Source organism: Roseateles sp. GW821-FHT03B02 (assembly GCF_059421025.1).
Genome location: NZ_JBWKUV010000001.1, coordinates 121866 through 136892, shown reverse-complemented (window position 1 = coordinate 136892; position 15027 = coordinate 121866). Strand labels below are relative to the sequence as shown.

General features: G+C 68.9%; 14 protein-coding genes and 1 tRNA gene. 5 read left to right on the top strand and 10 right to left on the bottom strand.

Going from position 1 to position 15027, the window contains the following annotated elements; all coding sequences use genetic code 11:
- The first annotated feature begins 145 nt into the window (after nt 1–145).
- The 3 genes from AC07VX_RS00600 to AC07VX_RS00590 all read left to right on the top strand — a co-directional run bounded on the left by AC07VX_RS00600 (nt 146) and on the right by AC07VX_RS00590 (nt 4742).
- Nucleotides 146–1888: a proline--tRNA ligase gene (locus tag AC07VX_RS00600; protein WP_493163675.1), complete on the top strand. Its 1743-nt coding sequence runs from the start codon at nt 146–148 to the stop codon at nt 1886–1888.
- The gene (locus AC07VX_RS00595; RefSeq protein WP_493163676.1) at nt 1885–2493 is read left to right on the top strand and encodes a lytic transglycosylase domain-containing protein; all 609 of its coding nucleotides are present in this window, start codon (nt 1885–1887) and stop codon (nt 2491–2493) included. Before AC07VX_RS00600 ends, AC07VX_RS00595 begins: the two co-directional genes overlap by 4 nt.
- A gap of 107 nt (nt 2494–2600) precedes the next feature.
- On the top strand, nt 2601–4742 hold the full coding sequence (locus AC07VX_RS00590) for a M3 family metallopeptidase (protein ID WP_493163677.1): 2142 nt from the start codon (nt 2601–2603) through the stop codon (nt 4740–4742).
- Nucleotides 4743–4748: 6 nt separating this feature from the next.
- Here AC07VX_RS00590 and AC07VX_RS00585 read toward each other — a convergent pair whose 3' ends face one another.
- The 6 genes from AC07VX_RS00585 to hemA all read right to left on the bottom strand — a co-directional run bounded on the left by AC07VX_RS00585 (nt 4749) and on the right by hemA (nt 9607).
- Entirely contained in the window at nt 4749–5312 is a 564-nt protein-coding gene (locus AC07VX_RS00585) for a UbiX family flavin prenyltransferase (protein WP_493163678.1), read from the bottom strand.
- Entirely contained in the window at nt 5312–5626 is a 315-nt protein-coding gene (gene grxD, locus AC07VX_RS00580; protein ID WP_310323806.1) for a Grx4 family monothiol glutaredoxin, read from the bottom strand. Before grxD ends, AC07VX_RS00585 begins: the two co-directional genes overlap by 1 nt.
- A 57-nt stretch (nt 5627–5683) precedes the next feature.
- Nucleotides 5684–6256 (bottom strand): hypothetical protein, encoded by a 573-nt coding sequence (locus AC07VX_RS00575; RefSeq protein ID WP_493163680.1) that lies wholly within the window; start codon nt 6254–6256, stop codon nt 5684–5686.
- Between the two features lie 134 nt (nt 6257–6390).
- Nucleotides 6391–7194 (bottom strand): peptide chain release factor N(5)-glutamine methyltransferase, encoded by an 804-nt coding sequence (gene prmC, locus AC07VX_RS00570; RefSeq protein ID WP_493163681.1) that lies wholly within the window; start codon nt 7192–7194, stop codon nt 6391–6393.
- A complete protein-coding gene (prfA, locus tag AC07VX_RS00565) occupies nt 7191–8276 on the bottom strand; it encodes a peptide chain release factor 1 (protein WP_493163682.1) in 1086 nt (361 codons plus the stop codon). The genes prmC and prfA overlap by 4 nt, the downstream gene beginning before the upstream one ends.
- 68 nt (nt 8277–8344) lie before the next feature.
- Entirely contained in the window at nt 8345–9607 is a 1263-nt protein-coding gene (gene hemA, locus AC07VX_RS00560; protein ID WP_493163683.1) for a glutamyl-tRNA reductase, read from the bottom strand.
- Between the two features lie 56 nt (nt 9608–9663).
- Here hemA and AC07VX_RS00555 point away from each other — a divergent pair, with 56 nt between their 5' ends.
- Complete coding sequence (locus tag AC07VX_RS00555) at nt 9664–9939, top strand: hypothetical protein (RefSeq protein WP_493163684.1); 276 nt, start codon at nt 9664–9666, stop codon at nt 9937–9939.
- Here the strand turns inward: AC07VX_RS00555 and miaB are convergent.
- Together miaB and AC07VX_RS00545 are read right to left on the bottom strand one after the other, a co-directional pair.
- Nucleotides 9929–11287 carry a tRNA (N6-isopentenyl adenosine(37)-C2)-methylthiotransferase MiaB gene (gene miaB / locus AC07VX_RS00550; RefSeq protein ID WP_493163685.1) on the bottom strand — a complete coding sequence of 453 codons (1359 nt, stop codon included), beginning with the start codon at nt 11285–11287 and terminating at the stop codon, nt 9929–9931. The two genes, AC07VX_RS00555 and miaB, sit on opposite strands and share 11 nt — an antisense overlap.
- Nucleotides 11284–11661 carry a hypothetical protein gene (locus AC07VX_RS00545; RefSeq protein ID WP_493163686.1) on the bottom strand — a complete coding sequence of 126 codons (378 nt, stop codon included), beginning with the start codon at nt 11659–11661 and terminating at the stop codon, nt 11284–11286. The genes miaB and AC07VX_RS00545 overlap by 4 nt, the downstream gene beginning before the upstream one ends.
- Nucleotides 11662–11890: 229 nt before the next feature.
- On the opposite strand from AC07VX_RS00545, the gene AC07VX_RS00540 reads away from it, so the two are divergent.
- On the top strand, nt 11891–13129 hold the full coding sequence (locus tag AC07VX_RS00540; RefSeq protein ID WP_493163687.1) for a vanadium-dependent haloperoxidase: 1239 nt from the start codon (nt 11891–11893) through the stop codon (nt 13127–13129).
- 55 nt (nt 13130–13184) lie between these two features.
- On the opposite strand, the gene AC07VX_RS00535 is transcribed toward AC07VX_RS00540, so the two are convergent.
- Nucleotides 13185–13261, bottom strand: a tRNA-Met gene (locus AC07VX_RS00535).
- Between the two features lie 26 nt (nt 13262–13287).
- Entirely contained in the window at nt 13288–14943 is a 1656-nt protein-coding gene (locus AC07VX_RS00530) for a rhamnogalacturonan acetylesterase (protein ID WP_493163688.1), read from the bottom strand.
- Between the last annotated feature and the right edge of the window lie 84 nt (nt 14944–15027).

Genomic DNA, 15027 nt, shown 5'->3' with positions numbered 1-15027 from the left:
GTTGGTTCGATTATTGCATCGGGCCACAGTCGCGGTAGCGCCCTCGCTAACCCGAAGATTTCTCCCTGTTTTGTCGTGACTTCGGCCGGGTTTTCACCCGGCTTTCGCATTGCCAGGCTTTGCCTGTCCTACGTCCGGTCTGCCCATGAAAGCCTCCCAGTTCTTCATCTCCACCCTCAAGGAAGCGCCCGCCGATGCGGAAGTGGCCAGCCACAAGTTGATGATGCGCGCCGGCATGATCAAGCGCCTGGGTGCCGGCATTTACAACTACATGCCGATGGGTCTTCGCGTCATCCGCAAGGTGGAGAAGATCATTCGCGAGGAGATGGACGCGGCCGGCGCGGTGGAGTGCCTGATGCCCGTCATCCAGCCCGCCGAGCTGTGGCAGGAGACCGGCCGCTTCGACAAGATGGGCCCCGAGCTGCTGCGCGTGAAGGACCGTCATGGCCGCGACTTCGTCGTGCAGCCCACCAGCGAGGAAGTCATCACCGACATCGCCCGCCAGGAGCTGCGCAGCTACCGTCAGCTGCCGAAAAATTTCTATCACATCCAGACCAAGTTCCGCGACGAGCGCCGCCCGCGCTTTGGCCTGATGCGCGGCCGCGAGTTCACGATGAAGGACGCCTATTCCTTCGACCGTGACGTCGAATCCGCCGGTCGCAGCTACGACAACATGTACGCGGCCTACTGCAAGATCTTCGACCGCTTCGGCCTGCAGTACCGCGCCGTGGCGGCGGACACCGGCGCCATCGGCGGCGACCGCTCGCACGAGTTCCAGGTCATCGCCGAGACGGGTGAGGACGCCATCGTCTACTGCCCCACCAGCGACTACGCTGCCAACATGGAGCTGGCCGAAGGCGTGGCGCTGACCGCCACGCGCGGCGCCGCGACGCAGGCGCTGGCCAAGACGCCCACGCCGGGCAAGAGCACTTGCGCCGACGTCGCCGAGTTGCTGGGCCTGCCGCTGGCACAGACGGTCAAGTCCCTGGTGCTCGCCACCGACGAACTCGACCAGCACGGCAGCATCGTCAAGACCCAGGTCTGGCTGCTGCTGGTGCGTGGCGACCATGAGCTCAACGAAGTGAAGGCCGGCAAGGTCGAAGGCCTGAAGGGCGGCTTCCGCTTCGCGACCGTCGGCGAGATTGACACCCACTTCGGCTGCAAGCCCGGCTACCTCGGCCCCATCGGCGCCAAGGACGTGAAGATCGTTGCCGACCGCACCGTCGCCCACATGGCCGACTTCGTCTGCGGCGCCAATGACGTGGACTTCCACTTCACCGGCGCGAACTGGGGCCGCGACCTGCCCGAGCCCGACGTCGTCGCCGACATCCGGAACGTCGTCGCCGGCGACCCCTCGCCTGACGGCAAGGGCGTGCTGGCGATCCAGCGTGGCATCGAGGTGGGCCATGTGTTTTACCTCGGCACCAAGTACTCGGCCGCGATGAGCGCGACCTTCCTGGACGAGAACGGCAAGCCCAAGCTGATGGAGATGGGCTGCTACGGCATCGGCGTGACCCGCATCCTGGGCGCCGCCATCGAGCAGAACAGCGATGCCCGCGGCATCATCTGGCCGGATGCCATCGCGCCCTTCACCGTCGTCATCTGCCCCATCGGCGCGGATCGCAGCGCCGACGTCAAGGCCGCCGCCGACAAGCTCTACGACGAGCTCAAGGCCCTGGGTGTGGACGTGCTGCTGGACGACCGCGGCGAGCGCCCCGGCGCGATGTTCGCGGACTGGGAGCTGATCGGCGTGCCGCACCGCGTCGTGCTGGGCGACCGCGGCCTGAAGGAAGGTCAGGTCGAGTACCAGGGCCGCCGTGACGAGGGCGCCACCAAGGTGGCCGTGGGCGACATCGTCGGCCACCTGAAAGGCCTGCTCAAGCTTTGAAGCGCCGGCTTGCGCTGCTGAGCCTGCTCGCCTCGCCGCTGGCAGCGCGGGCGGGTGCCCAGGTCGAGGAGCCACTGGCGGATTCGATCCGCTCGGCGCTGAGCGCCTCCATCGCGCAGAGCGCGCCGCCGCGGCCGAAGTTCGAGGCTCACCAGGTCGACGCCCGGATGGCCTATCTGCGCTGGCTGGGCGAGATGAGCGAGCGACTGAAGAAGCGCAAGACCGAGACGCAGATCCGCATCGAGTTCCTGGAGACCGTCTGGTACGAGGCCAAGCGCGCGGGCCTGGAGCCCAGCCTGGTGCTGGGCCTCGTGCAGGTGGAGAGCGGCTTTCGCAAATACGCGATAAGCGTTGCCGGCGCGCGCGGCTACATGCAGGTCATGCCGTTCTGGACGCGGGCCATCGGCGACGGCGACGCCTCGCGGCTCTTCCACGTGCAGACCAATCTGCGCTTCGGCTGCGTGATCCTGCGCCACTACCTCGACATGGAACGCGGCAACATGTCGCTGGCTCTCGGCCGCTACAACGGCAGCCGCGGCCGGCCGGAGTATCCGAACGCGGTGCTCGGCGCACGGCGGCAGTGGCTGCTGGCCGGCGAGACGTGAACGGCCGGTAAAGCCTTCAGGGCTTACCCGGCGTGCCTTGTGGCATCGCGAGGCGGTCGCGGTAGGCTGCCGGACTTCGTCCACAAGACAGCTCACCCGACATGACCATGTCCGCTGCACGCCGCCTCCAGCCGCTCCTCATCGCCACGCTGCTTGCCGGCGGTTTCGCCTGGGCCCAGGCGCCTGCGGCTGACAACCCGCTGTTCGCTCCCAGTCCGCTGCCACTGCAGTACCCGCAGTTCGACAAGGTGCGCGACGAGCATTTCGGTCCGGCGCTGGACAAGGGCATGGCCGAGCAACTGGCCGAGGTGCAGGCCATCGCCGACAACCCCGCCGCACCCACCTTTGACAACACCATCGTCGCGCTGGAGCGCAGCGGCCGTCTGCTCGGGCGCACGGCCACGCTGCTGTTCAGCCTGCTCGGCGCCGACGCCAACCCGGCCCGCCAGCAACTGCAGGGCGACTACGCCGCCAAGCTCGCCGCCCAGCGCGACGCCGTGCTGCTCAACCCCAGGCTGTTCGCCCGTGTCGAGGCGCTCTACGCCACGCGCGACAAGGCCGCGCCCAATGCCGAAGCCAAGCGCCTGATCGAGCGCTACCGCCGCGACATGGTGCGCGCCGGCGCCCAGCTGAACGACGAGCAGAAGACGCGCATGAAGGCCATCAACGGCGAGCTGGCAACGCTGGGCGCGCGTTTCAACAAGTTGGTGCTGGCCGAGGTCAACGACTCGGCCATCGTCGTCGACAGCACCGAGGAGCTGGCCGGCCTCAGCTCCGCGCAGATTGCCGCTGCGGCCGATAACGCCAAGAAGCGTGGCCTGGAAGGCAAATACGTCATCGCGCTGCTGAACACCACCATCCAGCCCTTCGAGACCGAGCTGCAGAACCGCGCGGTGCGCGAGCGCCTGCACCGCGCCTCGGTGGCCCGCGGTGCGCGCGGCAACGAGTTCGACACGCGGGCCACGCTGTCGCGCGTGATGACGCTGCGGGCGGAGCGCGCCGCGCTGCTGGGCTATGTCACGCCGGCGGCCTTCGTGCTGGAGGAGGAGACGGCCAAGTCCGCCGATACCGTCAATGCGCTGCTGCGCCAGCTCGCGCCGGCCGCGGTCGCGTCGGCCAGGCAGGAAGCCGCTGAGCTGCAGAAGATGATCGACGCCGACCAGGCCGCCAAGAGGCAGCCCACGTTCGCGCTGCAGGCCTGGGACTGGAGCTACTACGCCGACAAGCTGCGCGCCGCGAAGTATGGCTTCGACGAGAGCCAGCTCAAGCCCTATCTGGAGCTGACCAGCGTGCTGGAGAAAGGCGTGTTCTTCGCGGCCAACCAGCTCTACGGCATCAGCTTCAAGCGCCGCACCGACCTGCCGGTCTACCGCGACGACGTCCGCACCTACGACGTCTTCGACACCGACGGCAAGCAGCTCGCCATCTTCATCGCCGACCTCTATGCTCGGCCATCCAAGCGCGGCGGCGCGTGGATGAACGCCTATGTGGGCCAGAACCCGCTGGAGGGCACGCAGCCCGTCGTCGCCAACCACCTCAACATCCCCAAGCCGCCGGCCGGCGAGCCCACGCTGCTGACCTGGGATGAGGTCAACACGCTGTTCCACGAGTTCGGCCATGCGCTGCATGGCATGTTCAACAAGGGCCAGTACCCGGGCCTCTCCCGCGTGCCGCGCGACTTCGTCGAATACCCCTCGCAGGTCAACGAGGTCTGGGCCGACTGGCCCAGCGTGCTCGCCAGCTACGCCAGGCACTACCAGACCGGCGCGCCCATGCCGCGCGAGCTGCTGGACAAGGTGGCGCGCGCCAAGCGCTTCAACCAGGGCTACACGACGGTGTCCTACCTGTCGGCGGCCATCGTCGACCAGCGCCTGCACCAGCTCAAGGCCGGCGAGAGCCCGGCGGCTGACGCCATCGTGCCCTTCGAGGCCAGGGTGCTGAAGGAGGAGGGTATCGATTTCGGCCCGGTGCCTCCGCGCTACCGCCTGCCCTACTTCAGCCACATCATGGGCGGCTACTCGGCCGGCTATTACGCCTACATCTGGAGCGAGGTGCTGGACGCTGACACGGTGGAATGGCTGAAGGCCAACGGCGGCCTCAAGCGTGCAAACGGCGATGCGCTGCGCGCCAAGCTGCTGTCGCGCGGCGGCAGCGAGGATGCAATGGTGCTGTTCCGCAACCTCGTCGGCCACGAGCCCGACATCAAGCCGCTGCTGGAACGCCGCGGCCTGGTGGTGCAGAAGCCCTGAGGGGCGCTACAGCCCGGCCCAGGCCTGGGGCCGGGCCTGGCTGATGCTTGCCAGTTCGAGCACGCGCTCGACCGTCTCCGCCACCATCTCGTCGATGGACTTCGGGTGGAGATAGAAGGCCGGCAGCGGCGGGAAGCAGATGCCGCCCATCTCCGTCACGGCGACCATGTTGCGCAGGTGGGCCAGGTTCAGCGGCGTCTCGCGCACCATCAGGACGAGGCGGCGACGCTCCTTCAGCGTCACGTCGGCAGCCCGGGTCAGCAGGTTGTCGCCTAGGCCGTGGGCAATCGCGGCCAGGGACTTCATCGAACAGGGCGCAACGACCATCGCTGCGGTGGCGAAGCTGCCGCTGGCGATGCAGGCGCCGATGTCGCCCGGTGCGTAGGCGTGGCTGGCCTCGGCTTCCAATGCGGAGCGGTCCAGGCCGAGCTCGTGGTGGGCGTTCAGGATGCCGGCGGACGTGGCGATCAGATGCGTCTCGACGCCCAATTCGCGCGAGCGGCGCAGCAGGCGCAGCGCGTAGGCCGCACCGGTCGCTCCGGTCAGCCCGACGACGAGCCGCTGGGCCATCAAGCCGCCGCGAGGGCCTGCTGCAGTTCACCCGACTCGTACATCTCCATCATGATGTCCGAGCCGCCGACGAACTCGCCGCCGATGTAGAGCTGGGGGATGGTGGGCCAGTTGGCGTAGTCCTTGATGCCCTGGCGCACGGCCTCGTCTTCCAGCACGTTGAAGGTCTTGATGTCGGTGGCGCCGGCGGCCTTCAGGATCTGGATGGCGCGGCCGGAGAAGCCGCACATCGGGAACTGGGCCGTGCCCTTCATGAAGAGCATGACGCGGTTGGACTTAACCAGGTCATCGATGCGTTGCTGAACGTCGCTCATGGGGATCTCGGGTTCTATGAGGAAACCCGAATTATCCGGGACTCGGCCGGAGCGGCCCTAGTAGCTGTACGCGAGACCCAGTTGCAGCAGGGGCTTGAAGCGCAGATCGCGCATCGCGTCCTCGAAGCCCTGGGCGCTGCTGCGGCCCAGGCGCAGGCCACTGTACGAGCCCGACATCAGGCCGAGGTCGGCGCTGAAGGCGAGGCCGCTGCCGTGGACACGGCCGGTGTAGCCGATGCCGACATAGGACAGATTGGCGCTCGGCTCCAGCGTGTAGGCGTCCATGCTGCTCAGCGACAGGCTGCGCCGGCCGGCAGCGATGGGGCCGCTGCTCAGGGCCAGGCCGCCGCTGCTCTGCGACATGGACAGCGGGCCCAGCAGCAGGCCACCGGTGGCGCGCAGGCCGCCGCGCACGCTGGTGAAGCCGGAGCTGGTGAGGTAGTAGTCGCCCAGCAGGTTGGCGCTGAGGACGCGGGAGCCGCCGAGATGGGGCGTGATGTCGGAGCCGCTGTCGGCCGCGCTCAACTGCAAACGCGCCTGCCAGCGCGGATTGGCGTCGCCGTCGGCCCAGGCCGAAGCAGCAAACAGGGCAGAGAGGCTCAGAACTGCAGCGCTGGCAAGGCGGGCCATGATCGTCTCCTGCGCGGTGCAGCGGGGGGCACCGGGATTCGATACTACGCCGGCCGGGGGGCTTGGTGCAGCAAGAACTGAGGGCAAAAGATCACGCAAACTCGGGAGGCGTTCGCGGACCGGCAAGCGCGCCCTCAGCCGGGCCAGCGGCCGCCACTGGCGCGGGGGCGGCCGGCGAGGTCACGGCGCAGGGCGGTTTCGGAAAAGCCGCGGGCGGTCAGTTGTTGCGCTACCACATCGGCCTGGTCCCAGCCGTGTTCCAGCAGCAGCCAGCCCCCGGGCGCCAGGTGTTGCGGCGCCGCATCAATCAGCGTGCGCAGGTCGGCCAAGCCGTCGCCGCCCGGCGTCAGCGCGGTGAGCGGCTCGTGGCGCAGCGCCGGCAGGTGGGGATCGTCGCCGGCGATGTAGGGCGGGTTGCTGGCGACGAGCTCGAAGCGCTCGCCCGCCAGCGGTGCAAACCAGCTGCCGTGGCGCCAGTCGATGCCCAGGCCGAGCCGCTCGCCGTTGCCGCGGGCCACGGCCAGGGCGTCGGCGCTGAGGTCGACGGCCGTGACCCGGGCGCGCGGGCAGGCGGCCTTGATGGCCAGCGCGATGGCGCCGCTGCCGGTGCCGAGGTCCACCACCGCCGGCTCGCCCGGCAAGGTGGCGAGCAGTTCCAGCGCCCAGTCGACCAGGGTTTCGGTGTCCGGCCGCGGGATCAGCGTGGCCGGCGTGACCTGCAGCAGCAGGCCGTGAAACGGCTGCCAGCCGGTCAGGTGGGCCAGGGGTTCGCCGGCGGCCAGTCGCTGCAGTGCGGCGTTGGCGCCAGCAACGGATGCGTCGCCGTGGGTGACGAGCCAGGCGCGGGTCTGGCCGGTCAGGTGGGCGAGCAGCGTCTGGGCGTCGCCGCGCTCGATGCCGAGCTGGCGGGCGAGGGCGAGCGCCTCGTCGACCGTCATGTGCGCCCGGCTTCCAGTTCGGCCAGTTGCTCGGCCGCCCGGGCGGCCAGCAGGCCCTGGATGACGTCGTTCAGGTCGCCGTCCATGATCTGCCCGAGCTTGTAGAGCGTCAGGTTGATGCGGTGGTCGGTGAGCCGGCCCTGCGGGAAGTTGTAGGTGCGGATGCGGTCGCTGCGGTCGCCCGTGCCGATCAGGCCCTTGCGCGTGGCGGCCTCCTTGGCGGCGCGCTCGCTGCGTTCCTTCTCCTGGATGCGGGCCTGCAGCACCTGCAGCGCCTTGGCCTTGTTGCTGTGCTGGCTGCGGCCGTCCTGGCATTCGGCCACGATGCCGGTGGGCAGGTGGACGACGCGCACGGCGGAGTCGGTCTTGTTGATGTGCTGGCCACCGGCGCCGCTGGCCCGGAACGTGTCGATGCGCAGGTCGGCCGGGTTCAGCGTGATGGCCTCGGCCTCGTCGGGCTCGGGCATCACGGCCACCGTGCAGGCGCTGGTGTGGATGCGGCCCTGGGTTTCGGTCGCCGGCACGCGCTGCACGCGGTGGCCGCCGCTCTCGAACTTGAGGCGCCCGTAGACACCATCGCCTTCGACGCGCACGACCAGCTCCTTGTAGCCGCCCAGGTCCGACACGTTCTCCGACAGGATCTCGGTGCGCCATCCTTGGGATTCGGCAAAGCGCAGGTACATGCGCGCCAGGTCGCCGGCGAACAGCGCCGACTCGTCGCCGCCCGTTCCGGCGCGGATTTCCAGGAAAGCGTTGCGCTCGTCGTCGGGATCCTTGGGGATCAGGGCCAGTTGCAGCTCCTGGTCCAGCGCGGCCAGCGCGGCCTCGTTGGCCGTGATTTCCTCGCGTGCCATCTCGGCCATCTCCGGTTCGGCCAGCAGTTCGCGCGCGGCGGCGAGGTCGGCCTCGTGGGCCTGGTAGCGGTGGTAGCGCTCCACGAGGCCGGATACCTCGGATTGCTCCCGGGTCACCGCGCGGTAGCGCTTCATGTCGGCGGCGATGCCGCCGTCGGCAAGGAGGGCGTCCAGCTCGGCGAGGCGGAAACCGAGGCGGTCGAACTGCTGGCGCAGGGAGTCTTTCATGGGCGGCTATTCGGAAGGCAGTCAGGGGCGGCGCGGGATCAGCGCCGGGGCGGCGGCGGTGAGCGCCGCTAGGACTGCTTGCCGCGCAGGAAGAGACGCGAGACGGTCTGCGCCAGCTGCAGGCGCTGCTCGCCGTCGCTGGCGTGCAGCTCGGCCAGCGTGCCGTGCAGCAGCTTCTGCGTCAGGCCCCTGGAGAGGGCGTCCAGCACCTCGTCCACGTCGGCGCCCTTGGCCAGCAGCTTGCGGGCGCGGGCAATCTCGATGGCGCGCCAGTCATCGGTCTGCGCGTGCAGGGCCTGGATCAACGGCACGGTGTGGCGCTGGTCCAGCCAGTGCATGAAGCTCTGTACGCCGGTCTCGACGATGGCTTCTGCCTGCTCGACGGCGGCCTGGCGTTTCTCGCCGGCTGTCTGCACCTGCTGGGCCAACTCGTCGACGGTGTAGAGGTAGACGTCGTCCAGCTGGGCGACCTCGGGCTCGATGTCGCGCGGCACGGCCAGGTCGACCATGAACATCGGGCGGTGCTTGCGTTTCTTCAGCGCGCGCTCGACGGCTCCCAGGCCAATGAGGGGCAGGCTGGAGGCGGTGCAGGAGACGACGATGTCGAATTCGTGCAGGCGCTCGGTCAGGTCGCTCAGCCGCAAGGCTTCGGCGCCGAAGTGGGTGGCCAGCTTCTCGCCGCGCTCCAGCGTGCGGTTGGCCACGGCCATGTGGCGTGGCGTGCGGGCGGCGAAGTGGGTGGCCGTCAGTTCGATCATCTCGCCGGCGCCGACGAAGAGCACGCGGGTCTGGGCCAGGTCTTCAAAGAGCTGGCCGGCCAGGCGCACGGCGGCGGCGGCCATGCTGATGGAGTGAGCGCCGATCTCGGTGGAGCTGCGTACTTCCTTGGCGACCGAGAAGCTGCGCTGGAAGAGCTGGTGCAGCGTGGTGCCTAAAGCGCCGGCGGCTTCAGCTTCCTTCACGGCCTGCTTCATCTGGCCGAGGATCTGTGGCTCGCCCAGCACCATCGAGTCCAGCCCGCTGGCGACGCGGAAGGCGTGTCGTGCGGCGGCGCTGCCCTGCATCACGTAGGCATGCTCGCGCAGCGCGCCAGCCTCCACACCGCCCGTCTGCGCCAGCCAGGCGATGGCCGGCTGCACCTGGGCCGAGGGCGCGGCCACATAGACCTCGGTGCGGTTGCAGGTGGACAGGATGGCGGCCTCGGGCGCGCCGGGCAGCTTCTGGCGCAGACCGGTGAGCGAGGGCGCCAGTTGCTCCAGCGTGAACGCAAACCGCCCGCGCAGGTCCAGCGGGGCGGTGTTGTGGTTCAGGCCGAGAGCGAAGACCGACATGGATGTGGATTGTAGGATTCGCGGCTTTTCAGGCCCCTGACACCGATCAATTCCCGATGAGCCCGCTCGACGCTTTCTGGCATCTCGCCAACCTGTTTGCCCCGGCCTGGGGGCTGGCGGCGCTGCTGGCGGTGGCGATCAAGGGGCTGTGGCGGCGGGAGGCGAAGTCTCTGGCGTGGCGAAGGCTGTGGGGCTGGGGGGCGGCAGGGGGCATGGCGGCGGCCGTCGCTGCCCTGATCCTGCTGGGCCGCGACGGCCGCATGGCCGGCTACGCCTTGCTGCTGCTCGGCGTGGCCCTGCCGCAGTGGTGGCTGCTCAGCTTCAGGCGCTGAGCACTTCTTCCGTCGTGACGACCTCGCCGCGCAGCGAGTGCGCAAAGGCGGTCGTGATGCGCACGTCGATGAGCTGGTTCATCAGCCGCGGCGAGCCGGCGAAGTTGACGATGCGGTTGCACTCGGTGCGGCCCATCAGCTCAGAGGCGTCCTTGCGGGCGTTGCCGGTGACGAGCACCTTCTCGACCCGGCCGACCATGCCTTGCGAAATGGTCAGCGCATGCGCCTCGATGGCGGCCTGCAGCTCCTGCAGGCGCTTGACCTTGACCTCGTAGTGCGTCGTGTCTTCCAAGGCGGCTGCCGGTGTGCCGGGGCGGGGGCTGAAGATGAAGCTGAAGGATGCGTCGAAGCCGATGTCGTGCACCAGCTTCATCAGCTTGGCGTGATCCTCGTCCGTCTCGCCGGGGAAGCCGACGATGAAGTCACTGGCCAGCCGCAGGTCCGGGCGGATGGCGCGCAGCTTGCGCACGATGCTCTTGAACTCCAGCGCCGTGTAGCCGCGCTTCATGGCCATCAGGATGCGGTCGCTGCCGTGCTGCACCGGCAGGTGCAGGTGGTTCACCAACTGCGGGATCTTGCCGTAGGCCTCGATGAGCCGAGGGCTGAACTCGTTGGGGTGGCTGGTCGTGAAGCGCAGGCGCTGGATGCCCGGGATCTCGGCCGCGTATTCCAGCAACAGGGCCAGGTCGGCGAACTCGGCGGTGTCACCCATCCTGCCGCGGTAGGCATTGACGTTCTGGCCCAGCAGGTTGATTTCCATGACCCCCTGGTCGGCCAGGCCGGCGATCTCGGTCAGCACGTCGTCGAAGGGGCGCGAGACTTCCTCGCCGCGGGTGTAGGGCACCACGCAGTACGAGCAATACTTGGAGCAGCCTTCCATGATGGACACGAAGGCCGAGGCGCCCTCGACCTTGGCCGGCGGCAGGTGGTCGAACTTCTCGATCTCGGGGAAGGAGATGTCCACCTGCGGACGGCGCTGTTCGCGGCGGGCTTCCAGCATCTGCGGCAGGCGGTGCAGCGTCTGCGGGCCGAACACGACGTCCACATAGGGCGCGCGCTCGATGATGGCCGCGCCTTCCTGCGAGGCTACGCAGCCGCCTACGCCGATCATCACGCCCTTGGCCTTCAGGTGTTTCACGCGGCCGAGGTCGCTGAACACCTTCTCCTGCGCCTTCTCGCGCACCGAACAGGTGTTGAACAGGATGAGGTCGGCCTGCTCGGGATCGTCGGTGGGCGTGTAGCCCTTGGCGGCGCCCAGCACGTCGGCCATCTTGTCCGAGTCGTACTCGTTCATCTGGCAGCCGAAGGTCTTGATGTAGACCTTCTTGGCGGAGGTGTCCTCGCTCATTGCTTCACCCACGTCTGGTTGCCGGGGTTGAAGGCCCAGGTGGCCGCTTCGGCCGGCGTCGCGGGCCAGGGCTTGTTGGCGAGCTCGGCGGGGTTGAGCACCCAGACGTCCATGATGAGGCCGCTGTTCTCCACCGTGTAGTGCACGACGAGCTTCTGGCCGGTGATGGCGCCGGGCTGCAGCAGCAGGTTGCTGTCGCCCTTGATGCGGCTGCCTGGCGCGAGGCGGGCGGGCTTGCCGTTCAGCAGCACGTCGGGGTGCTGGGTGACGACGAGTTCGCCGCGCAAGGTGTTGGGGGTGAAGAAGCGGTGCGTCTGGGCGTGGGCGACCAGACAGCTGGCGGCCAGGGCCAGCGCAAGGGCACAGCGGTACATGGTATTTGTCCAGTGGCTGCGGAAATGAAGACGGCGCGAGGCTTGCTCGCGCCGCTGAGAGGCCGCGGCGCGAGGCGCCAGCGGAAGTTGCAATTTTAGCGTGCAGCGCCTGGCCCGGCCCGCAATCCTGCAGGCGCCGTCCCCTCAACTGCGCGATGTTGCCGCACCGTCTTGCGCCTATCTTTGTTGGCTGCGGCAACGTCCGGTGCTGCTGGATGAGGAGACGAACATGGCTTTCTCGCGTGCCATTCCCAAGCTGCTGTTGGTGCTCGCGCTGGGTGCAGCCGGCGCGTCGGCGCGGGCCGACGTCATCGGCGACTGGAACCAGACGGCCTGCGATACCGTGGCCAAGGTCGGTCCGGGCGCGCCTGGGCATCGCATGCTGGCCATCGTTCAGGTGGCCGTATTCGAGGCCGTGAACAGCATCGAGCCGCGCTACGCGCCCTGGATGCCGCGACTGGCGGTGGTGCCCGGTGCGTCGGTGGATGCGGCCGTCGCAGCCGCCAACCGCGCGACGCTGACCGCCCTGATGCCGGCCGAAAAGGCCGCGGTCGACGCTGCCTACCAGGCTGCGCTGAGCCGCGTGCCCGAGGGGCCGGCCAGGGCCGAGGGCATCGCGGCCGGCGAGAAGGCGGCGGCCCAGGTGCTCGCGCGCGCCGCCGCGGACGGTGCCAGCGGCCCCGACAACTACCAGTGGCAGACGGCGCCGGGCCGCTACGTGCCCACCATCGTGCCCGCCGCGCCAACATGGCCTCGACGCACGCCCTGGGTGATGGCGCGGGCCGACCAGTTCCGGCCCGGCCCGCCGCCCGACCTCGGCAGCGAGGTCTGGGCGCGCGATCTGCAGGAGGTGCGCATGCTGGGCGGCAAGAGCAGCACGGCCCGCACCGCGGCCCAGACCGACATTGCCCGCTTCTGGGAAGAAACGCGGCCGATGGTCTACTACCCGGTGCTCAAGGCCGTGGGCCAGATGCCCGGCCGGACCGTGGCGCAGAACGCGCGCCTCTACGCCGCGGCCGGCATGGCCATCGACGACGCATTGATCGCCGTCTTTGACGCCAAGTACGCCTACAACTTCTGGCGGCCGATCACCGCCATCCGCGCCGAACATCTGGCCGGCGGCAGCAAGACCGTGCCCGACCCGGGCTGGACGCCCTTCATCGCCACGCCGATGCACCCCGAATACCCTTGCGCCCATTGCGTCGTGTCGGGCGCGCTCGGTGCGGTGCTGAGTGAGGAGATGCGTGGCCGGCCCATGCCGCGCCTCAGCTCGGCCAGCCCGACGCTGCCGGGCACCGTGCGCGAGTGGGACAGCGTCGACGCCTTCATGGAGGAGGTGCGCATGGCGCGCATCTACGACGGCGTGCACTACCGCACCTCCACGGAGGTGGGCAACCGGCTCGGCATGAGCGTGGGGGCGCTGGTGCAGCAGCGTTTCGCCCCGGCGCTTTCCGCCGCGGGGAAGTAGGGCAGAGAAAAGAAAACGGGCTGCCCTTGGATAAGGGCAGCCCGTTGGCTTTGTCTGGTGGCGCTTCAGGGATTCGAACCCCGGACCTGCGGATTATGATTCCGTCGCTCTAACCGGCTGAGCTAAAGCGCCTAAGCCCGCCATTCTAAGCGAAGTTTTCAGGGCTTGGCAAGAAGGGCTCGCAAAGGCTGGCCGGGCAGGCGCTTCAGACCCTCGACGACCTGGGCGGCGTTGAAGACGGCGCCGGCGTCATTCGTGTGGGTGCGGGCGTCGGAGAAGAACCCGTCGACGCGCTCGGCACCGGCGGCGCGGTAGGCCTGCGTGACGAGCATCGTCAGGTCGACGAACTGCGCGCCGTTGGCGAGCGCCACCTGTTCGGCCCAGGCCGCGTAGTTTTCGAAATCGCGCGGCTGGCTGGGCTGCCAGCGGTCCTTGTGCGGGATGGGCGACAGCACGATGACCTGGGCGCCCTTGGCGCGGGCATCGGTGATGTAACGCTTTAGATACCAGCCAAAGCTGTGCACCACCTCCTTGTTGCCGTCCGGCCGGGTGTCCTCGACGGTCTCCTCGCCGATGCCGGGCACGGAGCCGCGGTTCTTGCCGGCGGGGTCGCCGATGCGGGCGCCGTCGTTGTGGCCGAACTGGATCAGCAGCCAGTCGCCGGCTTTCAGTTGCTCCAGCACCGAGGCCCAGCGACCTTCGGTGAAGAAGGTGCGGCTGCTGCGTCCGCCGATGGCGTTGTTGACGACGTTGACGCGCTGGGTGTCGAGCAAGGCGGCCAGGCGCTCGCCCCAGCCGAAGGCGCCGTTCTGGCCGCCGCTGCGCACGGTGGAGTCGCCGATCAGCACGAGGCTGGGCAGCCTCGCGTCGCGGGGGGCCTCGACCCTGACCTTGCGGGCATCGACGACGGGACGGTCGTCGCTGCCATCGGGCGCGAAGCGGCGCAGGTAGACGGCATCGGGCAGCAGCTTGTGCTGGATCAGGCCGGCGATGACCAACTGGGCGTTGACCGCCGCACCGAGCCAGTTGGTGTGCACGGTTTCCTGGGGCGTGTCCGCGGGGAAGAATTTTTCCACCTCGGCCTTGCCCAGCGCCTCGTAGCGAAGCGCGCCCCATTCGTTGAGGTCGATGAAGGCCGCGCCCTCCTGCTTTGCAACCTCGGCCGCCCAGGCGGCGAAGTTGCCGCCGGCGCGCGTCACCTTCAGGCCGTCGGCCTCCCAGCGCTTGCGGATGACGGGCGAGGCGACGACGGGGGTGGCCCCCAGTGCGCGGATCTCGGCGATGTAGCCACGCAGGTAGGCACCGTAGGTGGTGACGGTCTCGGGCTTGCCGGTCAGCAGGTTGTTGATGTCTTCCTTCTCGGGTCCGGTGCCGCGCAGCACGCCGCGGGCGCGGCTGTTGTCGTTGATGGGGCTGGCGTCGTTGTGACCGAACTGCATGACGACCCAGTCACCCTTTTTGATGAAGGGCCTGGTGCGGTCCCAGTGGCCGCTGCTGCGGTAGGTGCGGCTGGATAGGCCGCCGACGGCGCGGTTGACGACGTTGATCTTGTTCAGGTCGAAGTAGGCGGCGATCGGGTTGCCCCAGCCCCACTGGCCTTCGGCGCCCTTGCCCTGGCCATCGTCGCGGCCGTTGCGCACGGTGGAGTCGCCGATGAGGATCAGCGACGGCAGTTCGGGCTTCGCCGGCTCGGGCAGCGTGACCTGGGCGCGCGCGGGGTCGGTGCTGGCGGTGAACTCCTGCGCCTGGGCGGGCATCAAGGGCAGGGCGAGCAGCAGGGCCGCAACGCAGCGGCGAGTGGGCGTAGCGATCATGGCGCGCATGCTAGGAGCGATGCGACCCGCCGGCCGGGTGCGAAGGCGCAAGTTCTTGAGCGATTCGCCGCCGGCAACAGTCCT

Excerpts from the sequence above, each read along its gene's own strand:
- grxD (WP_310323806.1), bottom strand. The coding sequence starts at position 5,626 with ATGAGCGACGTTCAGCAACGCATCGATGACCTGGTTAAGTCCAACCGC.
- hemA (WP_493163683.1), bottom strand. The coding sequence starts at position 9,607 with ATGTCGGTCTTCGCTCTCGGCCTGAACCACAACACCGCCCCGCTGGAC.
- AC07VX_RS00545 (WP_493163686.1), bottom strand. The coding sequence starts at position 11,661 with ATGTACCGCTGTGCCCTTGCGCTGGCCCTGGCCGCCAGCTGTCTGGTC.
- AC07VX_RS00540 (WP_493163687.1), top strand. The coding sequence starts at position 11,891 with ATGGCTTTCTCGCGTGCCATTCCCAAGCTGCTGTTGGTGCTCGCGCTG.
- miaB (WP_493163685.1), bottom strand. The coding sequence starts at position 11,287 with ATGAGCGAGGACACCTCCGCCAAGAAGGTCTACATCAAGACCTTCGGC.
- AC07VX_RS00585 (WP_493163678.1), bottom strand. The coding sequence starts at position 5,312 with ATGGCCCAGCGGCTCGTCGTCGGGCTGACCGGAGCGACCGGTGCGGCC.
- AC07VX_RS00600 (WP_493163675.1), top strand. The coding sequence starts at position 146 with ATGAAAGCCTCCCAGTTCTTCATCTCCACCCTCAAGGAAGCGCCCGCC.
- AC07VX_RS00590 (WP_493163677.1), top strand. The coding sequence starts at position 2,601 with ATGTCCGCTGCACGCCGCCTCCAGCCGCTCCTCATCGCCACGCTGCTT.
- AC07VX_RS00530 (WP_493163688.1), bottom strand. The coding sequence starts at position 14,943 with ATGATCGCTACGCCCACTCGCCGCTGCGTTGCGGCCCTGCTGCTCGCC.
- AC07VX_RS00555 (WP_493163684.1), top strand. The coding sequence starts at position 9,664 with ATGAGCCCGCTCGACGCTTTCTGGCATCTCGCCAACCTGTTTGCCCCG.
- AC07VX_RS00575 (WP_493163680.1), bottom strand. The coding sequence starts at position 6,256 with ATGGCCCGCCTTGCCAGCGCTGCAGTTCTGAGCCTCTCTGCCCTGTTT.
- prfA (WP_493163682.1), bottom strand. The coding sequence starts at position 8,276 with ATGAAAGACTCCCTGCGCCAGCAGTTCGACCGCCTCGGTTTCCGCCTC.
- prmC (WP_493163681.1), bottom strand. The coding sequence starts at position 7,194 with ATGACGGTCGACGAGGCGCTCGCCCTCGCCCGCCAGCTCGGCATCGAG.